Origin of the sequence: Rugamonas fusca, assembly GCF_014042365.1 — a bacterium.
Lineage (GTDB): Bacteria > Pseudomonadota > Gammaproteobacteria > Burkholderiales > Burkholderiaceae_D > Rugamonas > Rugamonas fusca.
Genome location: NZ_JACEZS010000024.1, coordinates 1 through 18,144 on the forward strand (window position 1 = coordinate 1; position 18,144 = coordinate 18,144).

Annotated in this window: 14 protein-coding genes, 3 tRNA genes and 1 pseudogene; 7 read left to right on the forward strand and 11 right to left on the reverse strand. The window is 68.2% G+C overall.

Features of this window, described 5'->3' with window-relative positions; all coding sequences use genetic code 11:
• From H3H36_RS21750 to H3H36_RS21765, 4 genes are all read right to left on the reverse strand, one after another.
• Positions 1-325 (reverse strand): GTP-binding protein (locus H3H36_RS21750; RefSeq protein ID WP_229220042.1); only part of this gene is annotated, 325 nt, incomplete at its 3' end.
• 100 nt (positions 326-425) lie between these two features.
• Positions 426-500 (reverse strand) — tRNA-Thr (locus H3H36_RS21755).
• A gap of 36 nt (positions 501-536) precedes the next feature.
• Positions 537-610: transfer RNA gene (locus tag H3H36_RS21760), tRNA-Gly, on the reverse strand.
• Between the two features lie 48 nt (positions 611-658).
• A tRNA-Tyr gene (locus H3H36_RS21765) sits at positions 659-743 on the reverse strand.
• A 198-nt stretch (positions 744-941) separates the two neighbouring features.
• Here H3H36_RS21765 and H3H36_RS21770 point away from each other — a divergent pair.
• Positions 942-4,214 (forward strand): EAL domain-containing protein, encoded by a 3,273-nt coding sequence (locus tag H3H36_RS21770; protein WP_182220181.1) that lies wholly within the window; start codon positions 942-944, stop codon positions 4,212-4,214.
• 27 nt (positions 4,215-4,241) lie between these two features.
• Here H3H36_RS21770 and H3H36_RS21775 read toward each other — a convergent pair whose 3' ends face one another.
• The 3 genes from H3H36_RS21775 to H3H36_RS21785 all read right to left on the reverse strand — a co-directional run bounded on the left by H3H36_RS21775 (position 4,242) and on the right by H3H36_RS21785 (position 9,254).
• A complete protein-coding gene (locus H3H36_RS21775) occupies positions 4,242-5,786 on the reverse strand; it encodes an HDOD domain-containing protein (protein WP_229220043.1) in 1,545 nt (514 codons plus the stop codon).
• 52 nt (positions 5,787-5,838) lie between these two features.
• Positions 5,839-7,491 (reverse strand): tetratricopeptide repeat-containing response regulator, encoded by a 1,653-nt coding sequence (locus H3H36_RS21780; protein WP_182220182.1) that lies wholly within the window; start codon positions 7,489-7,491, stop codon positions 5,839-5,841.
• 179 nt (positions 7,492-7,670) lie between these two features.
• On the reverse strand, positions 7,671-9,254 hold the full coding sequence (locus H3H36_RS21785) for a DUF3369 domain-containing protein (protein ID WP_182220183.1): 1,584 nt from the start codon (positions 9,252-9,254) through the stop codon (positions 7,671-7,673).
• 300 nt (positions 9,255-9,554) lie between these two features.
• On the opposite strand from H3H36_RS21785, the gene H3H36_RS21790 reads away from it, so the two are divergent.
• Complete coding sequence (locus H3H36_RS21790) at positions 9,555-10,049, forward strand: chemotaxis protein CheW (RefSeq protein ID WP_182220184.1); 495 nt, start codon at positions 9,555-9,557, stop codon at positions 10,047-10,049.
• Between the two features lie 12 nt (positions 10,050-10,061).
• Here the strand turns inward: H3H36_RS21790 and H3H36_RS21795 are convergent, their stop codons facing one another.
• Both H3H36_RS21795 and H3H36_RS21800 read right to left on the reverse strand, forming a co-directional pair.
• Positions 10,062-11,078, reverse strand: a complete 1,017-nt coding sequence (locus tag H3H36_RS21795) for a J domain-containing protein (RefSeq protein WP_182220185.1) — start codon at positions 11,076-11,078, stop codon at positions 10,062-10,064.
• A 134-nt stretch (positions 11,079-11,212) separates the two neighbouring features.
• Positions 11,213-12,376, reverse strand: coding sequence for a class I SAM-dependent methyltransferase (locus H3H36_RS21800; protein WP_182220186.1), 1,164 nt, complete (start codon positions 12,374-12,376; stop codon positions 11,213-11,215).
• Between the two features lie 109 nt (positions 12,377-12,485).
• Here H3H36_RS21800 and H3H36_RS21805 point away from each other — a divergent pair, with 109 nt between their 5' ends.
• From H3H36_RS21805 to ttcA, 3 genes are all read left to right on the forward strand, one after another.
• On the forward strand, positions 12,486-13,283 hold the full coding sequence (locus tag H3H36_RS21805) for an SDR family oxidoreductase (protein WP_182220187.1): 798 nt from the start codon (positions 12,486-12,488) through the stop codon (positions 13,281-13,283).
• An 88-nt stretch (positions 13,284-13,371) separates the two neighbouring features.
• Positions 13,372-13,770 carry a dihydroneopterin aldolase gene (locus H3H36_RS21810; protein ID WP_182151429.1) on the forward strand — a complete coding sequence of 133 codons (399 nt, stop codon included), beginning with the start codon at positions 13,372-13,374 and terminating at the stop codon, positions 13,768-13,770.
• Positions 13,767-14,687, forward strand: coding sequence for a tRNA 2-thiocytidine(32) synthetase TtcA (ttcA, locus tag H3H36_RS21815; protein WP_182220188.1), 921 nt, complete (start codon positions 13,767-13,769; stop codon positions 14,685-14,687). The genes H3H36_RS21810 and ttcA overlap by 4 nt, the downstream gene beginning before the upstream one ends.
• A 42-nt stretch (positions 14,688-14,729) precedes the next feature.
• Here the strand turns inward: ttcA and H3H36_RS21820 are convergent, their stop codons facing one another.
• Positions 14,730-15,527, reverse strand: a complete 798-nt coding sequence (locus H3H36_RS21820) for an AraC family transcriptional regulator (RefSeq protein WP_229220044.1) — start codon at positions 15,525-15,527, stop codon at positions 14,730-14,732.
• Positions 15,528-15,660: 133 nt separating this feature from the next.
• Here H3H36_RS21820 and H3H36_RS21825 point away from each other — a divergent pair.
• Together H3H36_RS21825 and H3H36_RS21830 are read left to right on the forward strand one after the other, a co-directional pair.
• Positions 15,661-15,909, forward strand: a pseudogene (locus H3H36_RS21825) (hypothetical protein); the annotation flags it as partial.
• A 102-nt stretch (positions 15,910-16,011) separates the two neighbouring features.
• Entirely contained in the window at positions 16,012-16,521 is a 510-nt protein-coding gene (locus H3H36_RS21830; protein WP_182220190.1) for a GNAT family N-acetyltransferase, read from the forward strand.
• A 42-nt stretch (positions 16,522-16,563) separates the two neighbouring features.
• On the opposite strand, the gene H3H36_RS21835 is transcribed toward H3H36_RS21830, so the two are convergent.
• Positions 16,564-18,078 (reverse strand): S41 family peptidase, encoded by a 1,515-nt coding sequence (locus H3H36_RS21835; protein ID WP_182220191.1) that lies wholly within the window; start codon positions 18,076-18,078, stop codon positions 16,564-16,566.
• Positions 18,079-18,144: the final 66 nt, after the last annotated feature.

The window sequence follows — 18,144 nt, forward strand, 5'->3', positions numbered from 1 at the left end:
CGGCCGAGCACACCAGGATCGCGCCGTCCATCTGGGCCGCACCGGTAATCATGTTCTTGATGTAGTCGGCGTGGCCTGGGCAGTCAACGTGCGCGTAGTGACGGGTAGCCGTTTCGTACTCGACGTGCGCGGTGTTGATGGTGATGCCGCGTGCTTTTTCTTCAGGCGCAGCGTCGATCTGGTCGTAGGCTTTAGCTTCGCCGCCGAATTTCTTCGACAGTACGGTTGCGATCGCAGCGGTCAGGGTGGTCTTGCCGTGGTCAACGTGACCAATGGTGCCGACGTTGACGTGCGGCTTGGTCCGCTCGAATTTCTCTTTTGCCATTTTAGACTCCTAACGATTTGGTGTGATTGCCAGGGCTCGCGCCCGACTGTCAATGATAGTGCTACTTATACTGCCGTATTGCTACGAATACCGCGAATTCTGGTGCCCTTGACGTGGATTGAACACGTGGCCTCTCCCTTACCAAGGGAGTGCTCTACCACTGAGCTACAAGGGCTTATTGTTGCGACACACTATTTATGCCGCGTCATGCTGGAGCGGGTGAAGGGAATCGAACCCTCGTCATAAGCTTGGAAGGCTTCAGCTCTACCATTGAGCTACACCCGCGAGGTTTCGTTCACATCTTCATTGCCACTCAGTCGTCCTGCAACAACTTGGTGGAGGGGGCTGGATTCGAACCAGCGTACTCATAGAGAACAGATTTACAGTCTGTCGCCTTTAACCACTCGGCCACCCCTCCGCGAGGAACCGCAGAGTATGAAGCAACTACGTCGACTTGTCAATCATCTTCAGCAGTTATTTTCTGCTGCAGCGATGATTCGTCTGCTTCGGGGCGAAATTGTATAGGGCCAACTGCGAATGTGCAAGTGTTGTTTTTACGTTTTCCATTTTCTTATACAATCGACCGCTGTACCCCACCTCCACAGGAGCATCCGCGTTGAACCATCGTAGCGGCGGCCGGCACGGCCGGTACCACTGGCGCACCACGCTGCTGGCCAACCTGGCGCTGGCTGCCTTGTACTTCGCCGTGGGCCGCGCGGGCCTGCTGCTGGCCCAGCCGCCCAGCTATGCCTCGCCCCTGTTCCTGCCGGCCGGCCTGGCGCTGGCCGCCTGCGTCAGCGGCGGCTTGCGCCTGTTGCCCGGCATCGCCGTGGGCGCGCTGGCGGTCGACCTGTTCTACCCTTCCCTGAGCCCCGGGGGCATCACGGCCACGGCCGTCACGGGCGCGTTGATGGGCGCGCTGGGCGCCGTGCTGCAAGCCACGCTGGGCAACTGGCTGTTCCGGCGCCACGTGGAGACCAGCCTCGGTTCCGGGCGCGACGTGGGCCGCTTCCTGCTGCTGGCCCCCGGCGTCACGCTGGTCAGCAGCACGGTGGCGCTGACCGGCATGGCGCTGGCCGGCATGGAGCAGTGGGCGCGGCTGCCCGCCGACTGGGTCACCTGGTGGATAGGCGACACCATCGGCATGCTGCTGGGCGCGCCGCTGGCGTGGATCGTCATCGGCCGCCCGCGCACGCTGTGGTGGCGCCGGCGCGCCCTGGTGGGCTTGCCGCTGCTGCTGGCCATGGCCGCCTTCGTCGGCATCTACGTGCAGGCGGCGCGCTGGGAATCGAACCAGCAGCTGCAAGCGTTCCGGCTCAAGGCGCAGCAGATGGGCGACTTGCTGCAAGCCCAGTTCAGCGAACACGAGCGCTTCCTGTTCGCCATGGCCAAGGCCCTCAACGACCCCCAGCGCGTGCTCAGCGCCGACGACTTCAGCAACCTGGCCAACGGCTACCTGGACCAGCGCCCCGAGCTGCTGTCGCTGGCCTGGCTGCAACCGCTCACCCAGGAACAGCGGCCCGCGTTCGAGGCGTGGGGCCAGCGCCACCTGGGCCCCGGCTTCGCCGTGAGCGAGGCGGGGCCGGACGACCAGTTGCACCCGGCCGCGGTGCGCGCGCGCTACGTGGCCGCCACCTTCATCGAGCCACCCGCCAGCCGCCGCTTCCAGGGCCTGGATTTCCTGTCCGAAGCGACCCGGGCCCAGGCCGTGGAGCGGGCCTTGCAGTCCGGCCAGCCGACGGCCAGCGCGCCCCTGCTGCTGCACCGCGAGGGCGCGCTGCGCGGCATGCTGCTGCTGCAGGCCACCTATGCGGCCAACGATCGCCACCGGGCGCTGGGCATGTTGCTGATCGGGCTGCAGATGGACGCCTACCTCGACCACGCGCTGCGCCAGATCGACTTCCCCGCCTTCCTGGTGCGCTTCGAGGACACGGACGACAACGGCCCGCTGCACGTGGTGCGCGATAGCCTGGGCCGCCCGGTCCGGGCCAGCGACTTCCAGCGCCAGCTGCACTTCGGCGGCCGCATCTTCGTGCTGACGCTGGCGCCCACGCCCGGCTACCTGCTGGCGCAACGGGGCTGGCAAAGCTGGATCGTGCTGACGGGCGGGCTGGTGCTGACCGGCCTGCTGGGCGCGCTGATGCTGCTCATCAGCGGCGAACGGGCCCGCATCCAGGCCCAGGTCAAGGACAGCACGGCGCGCCTGCGCGAGCGCGAGGCGCGCCTGCAAGCGATCCTCGACAAGGCCGCCGACGCCATCCTCACCATCGGCGGCGACGGCCGCCTGATGTCGGCCAACGGCGCGGCCGGCCGCCTGTTCGGCTACCTGCCCGAGCAGATGCCGGGCCTGCCGCTGGCGCGGCTGCTGCCGCAGGACGGCGGCGCGGCGCCGGACCAGGCGGCCAGCGTGCTGCGCCGCATCGCCGCCAGCGACAGCCACGCCCACGAGCTGACGGGCGCGCGCAGCGACGGCCAGAGCTTCCCGCTGGCCGTGTCCGTGAGCGAGGTGGAGCTGCCCGACGAACACCTGTTCGTGGCCATCCTGCACGACCTGACGGAGCAGCACCGCTCCCGGGAGCGCATCCACCGGCTGGCCCACCACGATCCGCTGACGGGACTGGACAACCGGCTGTCGCTGAACCTGCGGCTGGAACAGTTGCTGGCCCAGACCCGGCGCGCCAACGGCACGGCGGCCGTGCTGTTCATCGACCTCGACCACTTCAAGAAAATCAACGACACCCACGGCCACCAGACCGGCGACCTGCTGCTGCAGGCCGTGGCCCAGCGGCTGCAGGAGCTGCTGCGCGAAGTGGACACCATCGCCCGCCTGGGTGGCGACGAATTCATCGTCGTCACTTCCGGCAACGTGACCCCGGACGAGGCCAGCACGATCGCCGTGCGCATCGTCGAGGCGCTGGGCGCACCCTACCAGCTGGACGGCAAGACCGTGCACACCGGCGCCAGCGTCGGGGTGGCCATGTTCCCCGGCGACGGCGCCGACGCCAGTACCCTGCTGCGCCACGCCGACACGGCCATGTACGCGGCCAAGAGCCAGGGCCGGGGCATCTTCCAGTTCTTCTCGGCCGCCATGAACGTGGCCACCCATGAGCGGCTGATGCTGGAAAACCGGCTGTGGCTGGCACTGGAGCAGCACGAGTTCGAACTGTATCTGCAACCGCAAGTGCGGCTGGCCGACCAGGCCATCATCGGCGCCGAGGCGCTGCTGCGCTGGCACCATCCGGAGCTGGGCCTGGTGGGGCCGGACCGCTTCATCCCCATCGCCGAGGAATCGGGCCTGATCCTGCCGCTGGGCGAATGGGTGCTGCAGCAGGCGGCCACGCTGCTGGCCGGCTGGCGCGCGCGCGGCCTGGGCCACTTGCGGCTGGCCGTCAACCTGTCGGCCCGCCAGTGCCACGGCGCTGGCCTGCTGCCGCAGCTGGACCGGCTGCTGGCCGAGCACGGCCTGGACCCGGCGCTGCTGGAACTGGAGATCACGGAATCGGCCGCCATGCAGGACCCCGAGCGCAGCCGCAAGCTGTTGCGCGAACTGCGCGCGCGCGGCTGCAAGGTGGCGATCGACGACTTCGGCACCGGCTATTCCTCGCTGAGCTACCTGAAGCTGTTCGAGATCGACCGCATCAAGATCGACCGCGGCTTCGTCAAGGATATCGAGAGCGACCCGAACGATGCCGTGATCGTGGCCGCCACCATCGCGCTGGCCCATTCGCTGGGCTTGAGCGTGGTGGCCGAAGGGGTGGAGACGGCGGCCCAGCGCGACTTCCTGCGCGCCAAGCAGTGCGAGGAAGGACAAGGCTATCTGTTCGCGCGGCCCATGCCGGCCGCGCAGTTCGAGGCGCTGCTGCAGGCGCCGGCGGAACTGGCCGGCTGAAGCCTGCGACTGCCGCCGCGCAGTCAGTCAGCCGTTGCCAGGCGTGAGGGCCACCAGCACCTGCCCCTTGAGCGCGCGGATCAGCGAGGCCTCGTCCGGCGGCACGCCCTCCGGCGCCGGCTGGGCGCGGTCCGCGTAGAACAGGCCCAGTGGCGTGCCCTGCACCACCAGCGGCAGCACGATGAAGCTGCGCGCGTCCGGCAGCAAGGTCCGGTGCCAGGCGGGCAGCAGGTCGCGGATCTTGGGCGCGCTGGCGTCGGCGATCATGAGGTCGGCGTCGTTCTCCATGGCCAGGTGGAACAGGCTGCCATCGGACGGCAGCGGGAACACGAAGCCGGCCTGGCGCGCCGCGTACTGCTCGCCCAGCGCGATGCGGGCCCGGTACTGGCCGCTGCGCACATCCTTGAGCACCACGGTGGCGAAGCGGAAACCCATGCTGCGGTACAGCGTTTCCAGCACGGCCTGGATCACCTCGTTGGCCTTGCTGTGCGGCGTGGCGCGGATCTGCGTCACTTCCTGCACCCCGGCCAGCAACAGCTCGCGCGCGTTGAATGGCTTGCCGCTCGGATGCACGCCTTCCTGTTCGCGGCTGTCGCCGTTCATGGTGGCCAGCAGCAGCACGTTGGGCAAGCCGTCGGCCGTGGGTTCCTCCACTTCCGTCTGCGGCCCCAGCTGCATGCTGTCGAGCAGGGCCGCCATGTCGCGCCGCACGGTGGCGAAGATCTGCTGCAAGCGCTCCTGGTCCAGGTTCAGGGCCACGCCGTAGCGCTGCTCCAGGGCCAGGCCGTCCGGGTCGGACGGGCCCTGCTTGCGGGCCAGCAGGCGGGCCGCGTCGATGCTGAACGACACCACCTGGCGCACCCATTCCTGGCGGTTCAGGGCCGGCTTCTGTTTGCCCGGCGGCAGCGCGCTCAGGGCGCGCACGATCACGTCCGGGATCTTCCATTCATGCAGGATGGCGGCCGACAAGGTGTCGTAGGTGCTGCCCAAAATCATTTGCGAGGCCTGGGCCTGGGTGTGCTTGCCACCGGCCATCAGCGCGGCAATCTCGCGGAAGCGCTCGTGCTCCTGCGAAGCGATCACCAGCGGACCGATGTTCTTGAACAGGGCGCCGATCGACGCTTCCTCGGCGCCCTGGTAGGCCGACAGGCGGGCCATCTCGCGCCCCACCAGGCTGGCGCACAGGGCCGCTTCCAGCTCCACCCGCACGGCCTGCGCGTGCTTGCTGTTGGCCAGCGTATCGACCAGCAGCATGGCCAGCGCCGTGGTCTTGACGTTGTCGAAACCGAGCAGGGAAATGGCGCGCGAAATGGTCGTGACGGGGGTGCCGCCGGCCGTGCGGTAGGCCGGCGTGTTGGCCAGGCGCAGGATCTTCTGGGTCAGCGCCACGTCCGACAGCACGTAATAGGCCAGGCTGTGGGTACCCTGGTCGTCCGAGTCGACCAGCTGCACCACGCGCGCCACCGAGGCGCCCAGCGCGAACATGCCCTCGTCGCTGCATAACTTTTTCAGCAACAGGCCGCGCACGGGGCGCGGTGCGCCGGACGCGTCATGCATGGGTGCATGTTCCATAGGGGTTCCATCTGTGTCTCTGCGATAACAGCCATTGTAGCGCCGCCCATGGCTAGAGCAGCGCCACTTTCGCGGTGTCGTTCCAGCGCGCGGCGCGGATGTTGTATTTCTTCAAAATCTGCTGGTGCAGGGCGGCCAGCGCGTCGAGCTTGGCGTTGAGCGGATCGAGCCGGCGCACGGCGGCGATCAGCTTGAGCGCGTACTGGCCCAGGCGGTCATCCCAGCCCGTGTGCTCCAGGCACTTGAGCACGGCCACGGCCGCGTTGAACACCACGTGCGGATTGTCGGGCAGCTTGGCCACCGCCTCCAGCATCAGTTCCACCGCGCCCCGGTAGTCGCCATGCTTGGCCAGCGCCGCGCCGTGGGCCACCATGTCGCCCACCTCCTGCCGGCTTTCCTGGGCCAGCCGCTCGGCCAGCGCGCCATGGCCGGCCTGCACCAGCATGGCGCTGGCCTTGTCGACCCCGGCCGGGCCGGCGGCGTTGCGCATCACTTCGCGCACCAGCTCGGCGCCCTGGCGCGCGCGGCCGTGGGCCAGGCAGGTGCGGGCCAGTTCCAGCTTGAGCTCGGGCGCCAGGCCCTGGGCGATGCGGCAGCCGGCCAGCGCCTGGTCCAGCGACTGCTGCAGCCGCATGTCATTGCCCGTGTAGTCGTGCAGCATGACGGCCGCGATGGCGCCGCAGGCCACGCCGTTGCGCTGGCCCGTCATGGCCTTGTCGAGGTCGCGGATCACGGTGGCCGCCTGCACCGGGTCGCCCTGGCGCAGCAGCGCCTGCACCAGCCGGGTATGGTCTTGCGGGTCACGGAACTCGGAATAGCGCGACTTGGCCACCACCTGGCGGAACGCCTGTTCGGCCGCGTCCACGTCGCCGGCCTCGAACGCCACCTCGCCCAGCCGGCGCAGGCGGCGCACGGCGTGCGGCGACAAGGCCACCGCCTCGGCCAGCACGGCTTGCGAACCGGGCAGGCCGCCTTGCGCCTCGTGCACGCGGGCCAGCCAGTCATAGGCGTCGAGAAAACGGGGATACTGGGCCAGCAACTGCTCGAGCATGGTTTGCGCTTCCCCGTAGCGCCCGCGCAGGAACAGGGTCTTGGCCTGGCCCAGCCGGGCCCAGCCCACACCACGGCTCTCGTACAGGGCACGGTAGATGCCCTCGGCCACGCCCGCCTGGCCCAGCACCAGGTGCAGTTCGGCCCGCAGGCGGTCGAAATCGACGCCGTAGCGCGGATGGCGTTCGGCCCCGGCCACGCAGGCGGCGATGGCGCCGGCCTGGTCGCCCGCATCGATCAGCTCGTGGATGGGCAGGAACACGGCGCGCTTGTCGAGCGCGCGCGCGACGCGCTCGAGGATGGCGTCGGCCGCGAATGGCTTGAGGATGTAGTCGGCCGGCGCCAGCTCGGCCGCGCTGACCACCTTGCCGAACGCGCCCTCGCCCGTCACCATGAAGAACAGGGTGGCCGGATGCATCAGCCGGTGGTGGCGCAAGTCCTCCAGCATCTGCTGGCCATCCTGGCCAGCCTCGAGGTCGTATTCGCACAGGATCAGGTCGTAGGCCTTGAGCGCCATCAGGCGGATGGCCTGGCTGGCGTTGGCCGCGTCATCGATGCGCGCCAGGCCGCACTGGCCCAGCATGCCGTGCAGGCTGGCGCGCATGCCCTGGTGCGGCTCGATGATGAGCGCACTGAGGCCTTGTAAATCTTTCATGATTCGTGTTTTCCGCTGCGGGGCGGCGCCACCGGGGCGCGCGCCGGCAGGCGCCATGGACGGGCCTGCCCTTGGCCCCCAGTATATACGGCGGCGGCGGCGCGCCAGCGATTTTGGTGATGATCTGTGAGTATTGAACCACAAGGCAGGCGCCGCACAGGACGGCGGCGCTGCCTGGCTCAGTCCGGCGTGTGGCCGATGGTGGGGTCGCTGTGGATCAGGTCGACGAGGGCGGCCACCACTTCCGGGTCGAACTGCTTGCCGGCCCGTTCCGTGATGTAGCTCATCACTTCCGTGTGCGGCCACGGTTCCTTGTAGGGGCGCTCGTGCAGCAGCGAGTCGAACACGTCGACCACGGCCACGATACGGGCCGAGATGGGAATGGCGCGCCCGGCCAGGCCATTGGGATAACCCTGGCCGTCGAAGTGCTCGTGGTGGGCGCCGGCGATCTCGGCGCCATAGGTCAGGTAGCTGACGCCATCGACCATGTTGGCGGCCCGTTCCAGGATGGTGCGTCCCACATCCGCGTGGCTTTGCATCTGCACCCGCTCCTCGGGCGTGTGCAGGCCCGGCTTGAGCAGGATGTGGTCGGGCGTGGCCACCTTGCCCACGTCGTGCAGGATGCTGGCCAGGCCGATCATGTCGAGCAGCTGCGGGGTCAATTCGTCGAGGTAGACGCCGCGGTCCTTGAGGCGCTGGGCCAGTGCGCTCGACAGTTGCTGCACGCGCCGCACGTGGCCGCCCGTGCCGCTGTCGCGGAACTCGGCCAGGTCGGCCAGCGCCACCACGGTCGCTTCCTGGGCCTTGCGCAACTGGCCGAACATGTACAGGTTGTCGAACGCGGCCGCGATGCGCTGGCAGAACACTTCCAGCAAGTCGCGCTGGATCTGGGCCAGCGGCCACGGCGGCGTGACCGAGATGGCCACCTCGCGGTTCTCCTGGGTGTGGATGAACAGCACGTTGGCCGGATGCTCGAACTGGCTTTTCTTTTCCGCGAAGGCCTTGGCGATGGTGGGCCACAGCGGATGGCTGACGGGCATCAGTTCGGTATCGTTCAAGGCCGCGTAGCCGCCCGTGGCGGCCACCACGGTGGTGACGCCGGTGTCGCCCTGCATCAGGCACAGCACGCCGTCCGAACCGACGTCGAGGATGGCCGACACCTGGTTCAGCACGCCGGACGCGAATTCGCGCAGCGAATGGATCTGGTACAGATTGGTGGCGCCGGCCAGGATCTTGCCCAGGCCGATGCGGCTGCGCTCGAGCATGTTCAGGCTTTCATACGCGCGCAGCGCCGAGATCACGGTGGTAAACAGCTTTTGCGTGGTGAGCTCGGTCTTGGCCTTGTAATCGTTGATGTCGTATTCGATGATCACGCGCTGCTCGGGCGCCTGGCCCGGCTGGCCCGTGCGCAGCACCACGCGCACGATGCTGTTATGCAGTTCCTCGCGGATGCGGCGCGCCAGGATCAGGCCGGCGTCATCGGTCTCCATCACCACATCCAGCAGCACCAGCGCGATGTCGGGCGTGTCGCGCAGGATGTCGAACGCTTCGCGGCCGCTGTAGGCCGAATACAGTTCCAGCTCGCGGCCCTTGAAGCTGACGTTGCGCAGGGCCAGTCTGGTCACGGCATGCACGTCGACGTCGTCATCGACGATCAGCACGCGCCACAGCCGCTGGTCGGGCGCGCCCGGGCTGGCCGACGCGGTCTCGTCCTCGTCCTCGTCGATCAGCCAGTTCTCGTCCGCAGCGTTGGAATCGGTCATACAGTCTCCTCATGGGGCGGGTGCCGCCCGGCAGGCGGTCTCCGTGCCGCCTTGATCCTAGCATAATCAGATTCTGACAACGTGACAACCCCTTCCGTCGCCATGGCCGGCGGGGCCCGGCAAAGTGCGAAAAGCAGGCCCGCCACGCTCGTATTCCGGCACCGACTCTGCTACTCTTGCACGGCGGCGGCGCAAGTTGGACTTGCCGCAGCGAGCAAGCAAGACCAGCCCGGCGGCGCAGTCCCGCCGGCCATGGCTCCGCGACGGCGCGGACCGCCCCACGACGCAAAGGACCCTAGCATGCAAGAACCCGCATCGGCCACCGTGTCCGGCAACGACATCGCCGGGCGCGAATTTCTCGCCTTCACCCTCGGCAAGGAGGAGTACGGCATCGACATCCTGAAGGTGCAGGAGATCCGCGGCTACGAAGCCGTGACCCGCATCGCCAACGCGCCCGAGTTCATCAAGGGTGTGATCAACCTGCGCGGCATCATCATCCCGGTGGTGGACATGCGCATCAAGTTCCGGCTCGGCGAACCGGTGTACGACCAGTTCACGGTCGTCATCATCCTCAACATCGGCGGGCGCGTGGTGGGCATGGTGGTCGATTCCGTGTCGGACGTGACCACGCTCACGCCCGACCAGGTCAAGCCGGCGCCCGAGATGGGCACGGCCTTCAGCAGCGACTACATGATAGGACTGGGCACGATCGACGAGCGCATGCTGATCCTGGTCGATATCGACAAGCTCATGTCCAGCCCGGAAATGGGCTTGAGCGACGCGCCCAGCGCCTGACGCCGCGCTGGCTCAGTTGCTGGCCGTGGTGGTGGGCTTGGGCGGCGGGCAGCCGGCGCCCAGGTCGATGTTCTGGTAGCGGATCTCGTACTTGCCGCTCAGCAGCTTGTCGACCATCAGCTTGTCGTGCGCCAGCACGAACACGTAGCGCACGTTGGCATGGCGCTCCATGTCGTACACCTTGATGAAGGCGGCCGACGCGTTGTCACTATTGTCGAGCAGCAGTTGCATGTCATCGCCCTTGGCGGCCACGGGGAAGCCATCCACGTAACCGGACTGGGTCGGCCACGGTTCGCCGTTGGGGGCGGTGGCGGCCGGGGTGGCGCCTTCGCAGTCGGCCACCGAACCGGGCAACACGATCTGGGACAGGGCCAGCACCTTGATGGGGGAAGGACGGCTGTTGGCCGCCTCGGCCTGATAGGGATGGGCCACGGCCCAGCTATCAAGGACGGCCTCGTTACGGGCGTCGGCCCGCCCGTCCTGCCGCACGGCCAGCTTGCCGGCCGCGCGCGGCGCGCGCGCGGCGCCGGCGTCGTCCCCGGCGCCTTCGGCCTTGCCGCCCCAGGCCGAGGCCAGCATGGTGGCCAGCAGCTGGGGCGTGCCCACCATGCTCACGCCGGCCGCCCAGCCCAGCCCCAGGCACAACAGCAGGCCAGCCCACAGGCGCCAGTTGCGGCGCCGGCGCGGCAGGCGCGGCTCCTCGTCCTCCGCGCCCCAGGCCTGCTGGGGGGCGTCGTGGCGCGGCCGGCCACGGCTGTCGTGGCTATCCTCGTGGCGCGTGCTTTCCAGCCACTCGATCTCCCATTCCTCGGCCGCGATCCATTCGTCATGTTCCTTGCGGCGCTGGGGATCGGACAGGGTGCCATAGGCGCTGTTGAGAATGGCCATGATGCGCGCGGCCTTCTCATCGCCGGGATTCTTGTCCGGATGATATTTCTGGCTCAAGGCCTTGTAGGCGGCACGTATGACTTCCTGAGGCGCCATGCGCGACACTTTCAGGTTGTCATAGTGAGTGTGTATCTTTCCCATCGTTCCATTCAGTTTTCAACCAGCGCGCCGCGACGGGTGTTCACGCTGAATCAGTCATCATAGCCGAGTTTTGGCGTGAAATCGCGTGGAATTCAAGGAGAAAGTGACGGCTGTTCCGGTGATGGTCAAACTGATCACAAGCGGTGACAGCGGTCGTGGGCCAGCAGGGCGGCCGGCAAGCGCACGTTGTGGCCCACCACCAGCACCTTGAACAACTCGCCCATCTCGGCCGGCGACACCAGTTTTTGCAAGGCGTTGGCCTGGGGCAGGTAGCGGCGCGCGTCGGCCGGATCGGTGCGCAGCAGCAGTTCGCCGATGCCGGCTCCGATCAGGAACCCGGCCTGGTTCATGTAGCCCAGCACGTCGGCGCCGCCGTCCTGGGCCGCCAGCGCCATGGCCGTGAAATCCACGTGGGCCGTGATGTCCTGCAGGCCAGGATGGTAGAACGGGTCCGGATGGGCGTGGTGGCGGTAGTGGCACATCAGCGTGCCGGCCTCGCGCTGGCCCAGATAGTATTCATGGGCCGGGAAGCCGTAGTCGAGCAGGATGGCCGCGCCACCGGCGCCGCGCGCCAGCATGGCCGCCAGCGAGGCCATGAAGCCGCAGGCGGCGCCATGCACTTCCGTCGTGTAGCCGTCGGGCAGTTCATCCGGGCGCGCAATATGGGACACGATCTGGCGTTCCACCTGGGCCGCCAGCGCCGCGTCGGGCGCCGCCTCCACGTAGGCGAAGCGGCCCTCCTCCACCGTCACCAGCAGTTCGCGCCAGCCGGCCGCTGTCTTGCGCACCAGTTGCACGGGCATGGCGTCGAGCACCTCGTTGGCCAGCACCACCCCATCCCACGCCTCGGGCAGGGTGTCGAGCCACTCGACCTGGGGGAATTCGCGCAGCGTCTCGCGCTGGCGGGCCCGCAATTCTCCGGACAAATCGACGATGGCGTAGCGCTCCACGGCCACGCCGGCGGCGGCCAGTTCCGTCAGCACGTCATATGCCAGCTTGCCCGTGCCGGCCCCAAATTCGAGGATACGCGGCGCGCTTTGGGCGATAATAGCGGCTGCCACCTGCGCCAGCGCGGCCCCGAACAGGGAGGAGAGCTCGGGCGCGGTTGTAAAATCGCCATCTTTTCCCAGCTTGGCGGCGCCGCCGCTGTAGTAGCCCAGGTCGGGCGCGTACAGGGCCAGCTCCATGTAGCGGGCGAAGGAAATGGCGCCGGCGTGCCGTTCGATGTCGGCGGCGATCCGGTGCTGCAGGGCGTGCGACGCGGCCAGCGCGTCCGGGGTAGGTGCGGGTAGGGACATTCCCGCATTGTAGCGAATCGGCGCGCACGGGCGCCAGTTGGCGGTATTTGGTGGTTTCTGGCCCGCGGGCCAGTGTGGAACTTCCGTGCAGAACTTCAGCGTAAAACTCATGACCAGCTCACAGCATCCTTGCCCTCCCGCCACGGCGCCCACCGCGCCAGTGGCGCTCGTCACCGGCGCCGGCCGGCGCATCGGGCGCGCCATCGCGCTGGCGCTGGCGCGGGCCGGCTGGGACGTGGCCGTCCATTACCGCGCCTCCCAAGCGCAGGCGCGCGAAGTGGCCGACGCCATCACGGCGCTGGGGCGGCGCGCCGTCACGCTGGAGGCCGACCTGGCCGACGAGGCGGCCGTGCGCGCGCTGGTGCCGCGCGCCGTGGCCGCGCTGGGCACGCTCGACTGCGTCGTCAACAACGCCTCGCTGTTCGATTACGACAGCGCCAGCGACTTCACCGTGGCCCGCATGGAGGCCCACATGCGCGCCAACCTGGCCGCCCCCATCCTGCTGGCGCAAGCCCTGCACGCGGCCACGCCGGACGGCGGCCAGGGCGCCGTGATCAACCTGCTGGACCAAAAACTGTACAATCTCAACCCCGACTTCCTGTCCTACACCCTGTCCAAGGCCGCGCTGCAAACGGCCACCACCATGCTGGCCCAGCAACTGGCGCCCCGGCTGCGGGTGGTGGGCGTGGCGCCCGGCATCACCATGGTGTCGGGCGAGCAGACCGAGGCCGGCTTTGTCCAGGCCCACAAGCAAACGCCGCTGGGCCGCTCCAGCACCCCGGACGACATCGCCGCCGCCGTCGTCTACGCGGCTGGCGCCCGGGCCGTGACCGGCACCACGCTGCTGGTGGACGGCGGCCAGCACCTGATGCCACTGGCGCGCGACGTGATGTTCCTGGCGCAGTAGCGCCATGCGCCGTGCATGCACGGGATTCATGTCAGTGGCTAAATATTATTTATATCGTTTATTCCGTATTTCCGAAAGAAGGTAAACCATGTTGTCCGCTCTATCCCATCCGCGCCTGACCGATTGCCGGCGCCTGTTCCTGCGCAATTATGAAGTGCTGATCAACATCGGCGTGCACGACTTCGAGAAGAAGGGCGAGCAGCGCGTGCTGATCAACGTCGACCTGTATATCCCGCTGGCCCTGTCCACCCCCACCCACGACCAGCTGGAAGAAGTGGTCGATTACGACTTCATGCGTGAGACCATCGCGCGCCGCATGGCGCAGGGCCATGTGCACCTGCAGGAGAGCCTGTGCGACGACGTGGTGCGCGCCATGCTGGCCCACCCGCGCGTGCGCGCCGCTCGCGTGTCGACCATGAAGCCGGACGTGTACCCCGATTGCGAGGGCGTGGGCGTGGAAGTGTTCCAGATCAAGGACAACGTATGAGCGCCGTGCTGAACGAGACCGCCCAGGGCGGCAAATCGGCCGACAAGATCGCGCTGGAGAACAACAAGCTGCACAAGCGCCTGTGCCGCCTGGTGGGCCAGGCCATCGGCGACTTCAACATGATCGAGGATGGCGACAAGGTGATGGTGTGCCTGTCCGGCGGCAAGGACAGCTACGCCCTGCTCGACATCCTGATGACGCTGCGCGAGCGGGCCCCCATCCACTTCGACATCGTGGCCGTCAACCTGGACCAGAAGCAGCCCAACTTCCCGGCCGAGGTGCTGCCGGCCTACCTGACGGAACTGGGCGTGGCCTTCCACATCGAGAACCAGGATACCTACAGCATCGTCAAGCGCCTGATCCCGGAAGGCAAGACCACCTGTTCGCTGTGCTCGCGGCTGCGGCGCGGCATCCTGTACCGCGTGGCCGATGAACTGGGCGCCACCAAGATCGCGCTGGGCCACCACCGCGACGACATCCTCGAGACCTTCTTCCTCAACATGTTCTTCGGCGGGAAGCTCAAGGGCATGCCGGCCAAGCTGGTGTCGGACGATGGCAAGCACGTGGTGATCCGCCCCATGGCCTACGTGAAGGAAGCCGACACGGCGCGCTACGCCGAAGTGAAGGGCTTCCCCATCATCCCGTGCGACCTGTGCGGCTCGCAGGAGAACCTGCAGCGCAAGCAGATCAAGATGCTGATGCGCGAATGGGACAAGAAGCACCCTGGCCGCGTGGAGAACATCTTCTCGGCCCTGTCGACCGTGGTGCCGTCACACCTGATGGACCATGCGCTGTACGACTTCGTCAACGTCAAGGCCGACGGCATGCCCAACCCGCTGGGCGACATCGCGTTCGACGAGGAACCGTGCGCGACGCCGACGGCGACGCCAGGCTTCATCCAGCTGCAACCGCGCTAAGCGCAGGGTGGGCCGGCCCCAGCCAGGCGCCGGCCTGCGCGCTCATGGCATGCGCCCCTGGCTGGCCACGTAGCCCCCTGGCGAGACGCCCATCACGCGGCGGAACATGGCGATGAAGGCGCTCAGACTGTCATAGCCCAGTTCCAGCGCCACCGTCGTCACGGCGTGCCCGGCCGCCAGCAGTTCCAGTGCCCGCAACAGGCGGGCCCGCTGGCGCCAGGCGGAAAACGCCAGTCCCGTTTCGGCCGCGTAGCGGCGCGTGAGCGTGCGTGGCGCGATGCCGGCCCAGGCGGCCCATTCGGTGAGCGTGCGCGGGTCGGCCGGCTGTCCGGCCAGCGCCAGCGCGATGGCCCGCAGGCGCCGTTCGCGCGGCATGGGCAGCACCAGTTGCTGGGCCGGCGCGGCGGCGAGTTCGTCCAGGATAACGGCGCATACGCGCGCCTGCGCCTCGACCAGCGTTGACTGCGCGCTCCAGCCGGCGGCGCGCGCCACGGCTTCGCGCAACAGGCCCGACACCGCCATCACCTGCGGCAGCGGTGGCAAGGCCGTGCAGGCGTGGGGCGCCACGTAGGCGTTCCAGGTGCTGGCCGGGCCGTGGGCATTGAGGCCATGAGGATGACCGGGCGGCATCCACAGCACGTGGCCGGGCGGGACGATCAGGCGCTCGCCGTGCGTGGCGATGGCCAGCAGGCCGCTGACGGCGCCAATGGCTTGGCCACGCGCGTGGCGGTGCATGGGCGTGGCGCGCGCGGCGGCGGCACATAGGCTGACGATGACGAGGGGCCCGGTCGTGGCATCGGCGCTGCCGGGTTCGAGCAGGGGCGGGGAACTGGCGTGCATGCGACACATTATGGCATTTGCGCGCAAGCCAGGCCAGCGCGGCGCCGGCATGCTGTTACCCACGCCGGCCCTATGCGATGGGCCGGCCCGCCACGCGGGGCCGGCCGCGTTTCACTTTACAGGAGCACCCAGCATGCAAGCCCAGGACGTACTGCCAGAGCACATCAACCACCGCGACTACGGCGGCGTCACCATCCGCAAGGGAACGGTGGCCGCCTTCCTGCACAATGCCCGTACCTTGCTGGCGGCCGATAGCGCGCCGGCCGCGCGGGCCAGCGCGCAAGCAGACATTATCGACGCGCTGCCGGCACTGGAGGCGCTGGGCCTGTTCGACATCCTCGACATCGCCGACCCGGCGCTGCGCACCTTCGTCGCGGCGCAACGCGCGGCGCAACTGGCCGCCGGCCATCAGGTGGTTGACCACCCCGACCGACCGGCCGTAGTCTATGGCGCACCGACCAACTGAACAGCGAGCCACACCAGCATGCGCATCCATATACGCACCCTGCGAGACGACGACCATGTGGCGTTGCTCGCGTTTGAAGTCGCGAACCGGCAGTGGTTCGAGCGCTTCATCGAAGCGCGCGATCCGGCCGTCTATAGCCCGGCGGGGATCAAGCGGCATATCGGCGACTGCCTGGCTGGCTACCGGCAGGACAGTTTGCATCCCTGCGTCATCACGGCACCGGACGGCAGCATTCTCGGGCGGGCCAATCTGAAAGACATCGATCAAGCGACCGGCGTGGCGGAAGTGGGCTACCGCATCGCGCAAGCGGCGACGGGCCAGGGACTGGCTACGCGGGCCTTGCACCATCTGGCGGAAACCGCGCGCGGCCGGGGCCTGGCGCAGCTGGTGGCCATCGTTTCGGTGGCCAATCCAGCCTCCGCGGCGGTGGCGCAACATGCCGGCTTCAGGCGCGAGGCATGGTTGCCATCATACGCGGCGCTGGCCACGGGCACGCAGGACTGCTGGCGCTACCGCCTCGTGCTGTGAACGGCCCGGCTGGCTGGCGACGGTACGCCGGCCAGCATCCCCTTACCTGCCGCCGGCGTTGACCGACAGCTCCTCGACCGGCGAACGCACCAGCTGCATGGCGCCAGCCGGGTTGCCCTGATGAACCGGGCAGATGCCGCTGACGCCATACGCCAGCGCCGCCGCCAGCATCCCTTCGGACGGGTCGCCCAAGGCGTGCGCCAGGTCGTCCCCGGCCCGGCAGGTGGGCTGGAAGCCGTCCGCGTAGTCGCCAAAGCCCTTGTTGTTCACGCCCTGGAACTGGATCGAGAAATACGTGGTGCCGCAGTTCTCCAGCGGCACGAAGGCATACGGCTTGCCGCAGGTGGGGTCGCCCACCAGGTTCACTTCCACATCGATGCCGCGCAAGCTGTTGATCACCGATTCGCTGGCCGAACAGGTGCCGGCCGTGGTCAGCACGGTGACCCGCTTCAGGCCCAGGTAAGGCAGCGCGCTGCCCGGCTTGAGCGGCCGCGGCGCCGGATAGCCGCTGGCCTTGTCGGAAAAGCCCAGCGGTGGCTGCGGCTTGACATGGTCGCTGTGGATGGAGCGCTCGAACACCTTGCCGGCCGTCGCCTCCGGCCCCGCAATCATGTAGGCCAGCTCGCTGGCAATGCTCAGCAGGCCGCCGCCGTTGTAGCGCATGTCGAGCACCAGTTCGTCGATGCCGGCCGCCTTGAAGGTGGCGATGGCGTCCACCAGGGCCGCCTCGGCCACGCCGTTGTGCTGCCGGAACAGCAGATATCCGGTCTTGCCGGCGGCCGTTTCGATCACCTTCACCTCCCGCACCGGCAGCATGCTGAGGCGGGCCGACACCAGGCTGACCTCGCGCGTGGCGCCGTCGCGGCGCAAGCGCAGGCGGTGGCTCTCGCCGGCCGTGGCCGGAAACAGGCCGGCGTTGAGGCGGGCCGCCACGGCGCTGTCGCCGCTGTCGGCGATGGCCGCGCCATCGACCTCCAGCAAGCGATCGCCCCGCCGCACGCCGGCCAGGTCGGCCGGCGAACCCGGTTCGACCACGGTGGCCAGCCAGGTACGCGGCTGGGATGGATCGGCGTTGCGCTGCCAGGTCAGGCCGTAGCCCAGTTCCACCCCATTGCTGGACATGGCGTTCCATGCCTCCGTCGGGTAGGTGAAATGGAAGCGGTCCTTGGGACGCCCGCTGGCCGTGATGCGCGGTGTCTTGAGCACGTTGAACCAGGCGATCGGGGTGGGATAGTCGCCCATCTTCAGGCCGGCGGGGATCTCCTTGTACCACAGGTAGGTGGCGTCGATGATGGAGGTGAGCCAGTTCTGCTCGTCGGCCAGCGTGCCTTGCCTGTCGTCGTAGAAGGCGCCGTTGGGTGCGCGGCCCGTGCGCGGATGCTCGCACACGCCGTGCAGCCGCAGCCAGTCGGGCGGGTGGGCCGGATCGATGATGGCCGAATCGCCGCCCGACGGGGCGGGATCGGCCGGCGCGGTGCCGGCGCTGCCCTGTCCACCGCAACCGGCCACGGTGAGGAGGGCGGCCGAAGCCAGGATGAAGGCAAACTTGTTGAGCATGGAAGCGGTGAGCCGGAACGAAAGCACGCGATTGTAGCGCGCCGGACGTCGCGAGTGGCATTTATT

Bases quoted from the DNA above. Each gene is read 5' to 3' on its own strand.
- H3H36_RS21775 (WP_229220043.1), bottom strand. From the start codon at position 5,786: ATGGAACATGCACCCATGCATGACGCGTCCGGCGCACCGCGCCCCGTG.
- H3H36_RS21780 (WP_182220182.1), bottom strand. From the start codon at position 7,491: ATGAAAGATTTACAAGGCCTCAGTGCGCTCATCATCGAGCCGCACCAG.
- H3H36_RS21785 (WP_182220183.1), bottom strand. From the start codon at position 9,254: ATGACCGATTCCAACGCTGCGGACGAGAACTGGCTGATCGACGAGGAC.
- H3H36_RS21790 (WP_182220184.1), top strand. From the start codon at position 9,555: ATGCAAGAACCCGCATCGGCCACCGTGTCCGGCAACGACATCGCCGGG.
- H3H36_RS21795 (WP_182220185.1), bottom strand. From the start codon at position 11,078: ATGGGAAAGATACACACTCACTATGACAACCTGAAAGTGTCGCGCATG.
- H3H36_RS21800 (WP_182220186.1), bottom strand. From the start codon at position 12,376: ATGTCCCTACCCGCACCTACCCCGGACGCGCTGGCCGCGTCGCACGCC.
- H3H36_RS21805 (WP_182220187.1), top strand. From the start codon at position 12,486: ATGACCAGCTCACAGCATCCTTGCCCTCCCGCCACGGCGCCCACCGCG.
- H3H36_RS21810 (WP_182151429.1), top strand. From the start codon at position 13,372: ATGTTGTCCGCTCTATCCCATCCGCGCCTGACCGATTGCCGGCGCCTG.
- ttcA (WP_182220188.1), top strand. From the start codon at position 13,767: ATGAGCGCCGTGCTGAACGAGACCGCCCAGGGCGGCAAATCGGCCGAC.
- H3H36_RS21820 (WP_229220044.1), bottom strand. From the start codon at position 15,527: ATGCACGCCAGTTCCCCGCCCCTGCTCGAACCCGGCAGCGCCGATGCC.
- H3H36_RS21830 (WP_182220190.1), top strand. From the start codon at position 16,012: ATGCGCATCCATATACGCACCCTGCGAGACGACGACCATGTGGCGTTG.
- H3H36_RS21835 (WP_182220191.1), bottom strand. From the start codon at position 18,078: ATGCTCAACAAGTTTGCCTTCATCCTGGCTTCGGCCGCCCTCCTCACC.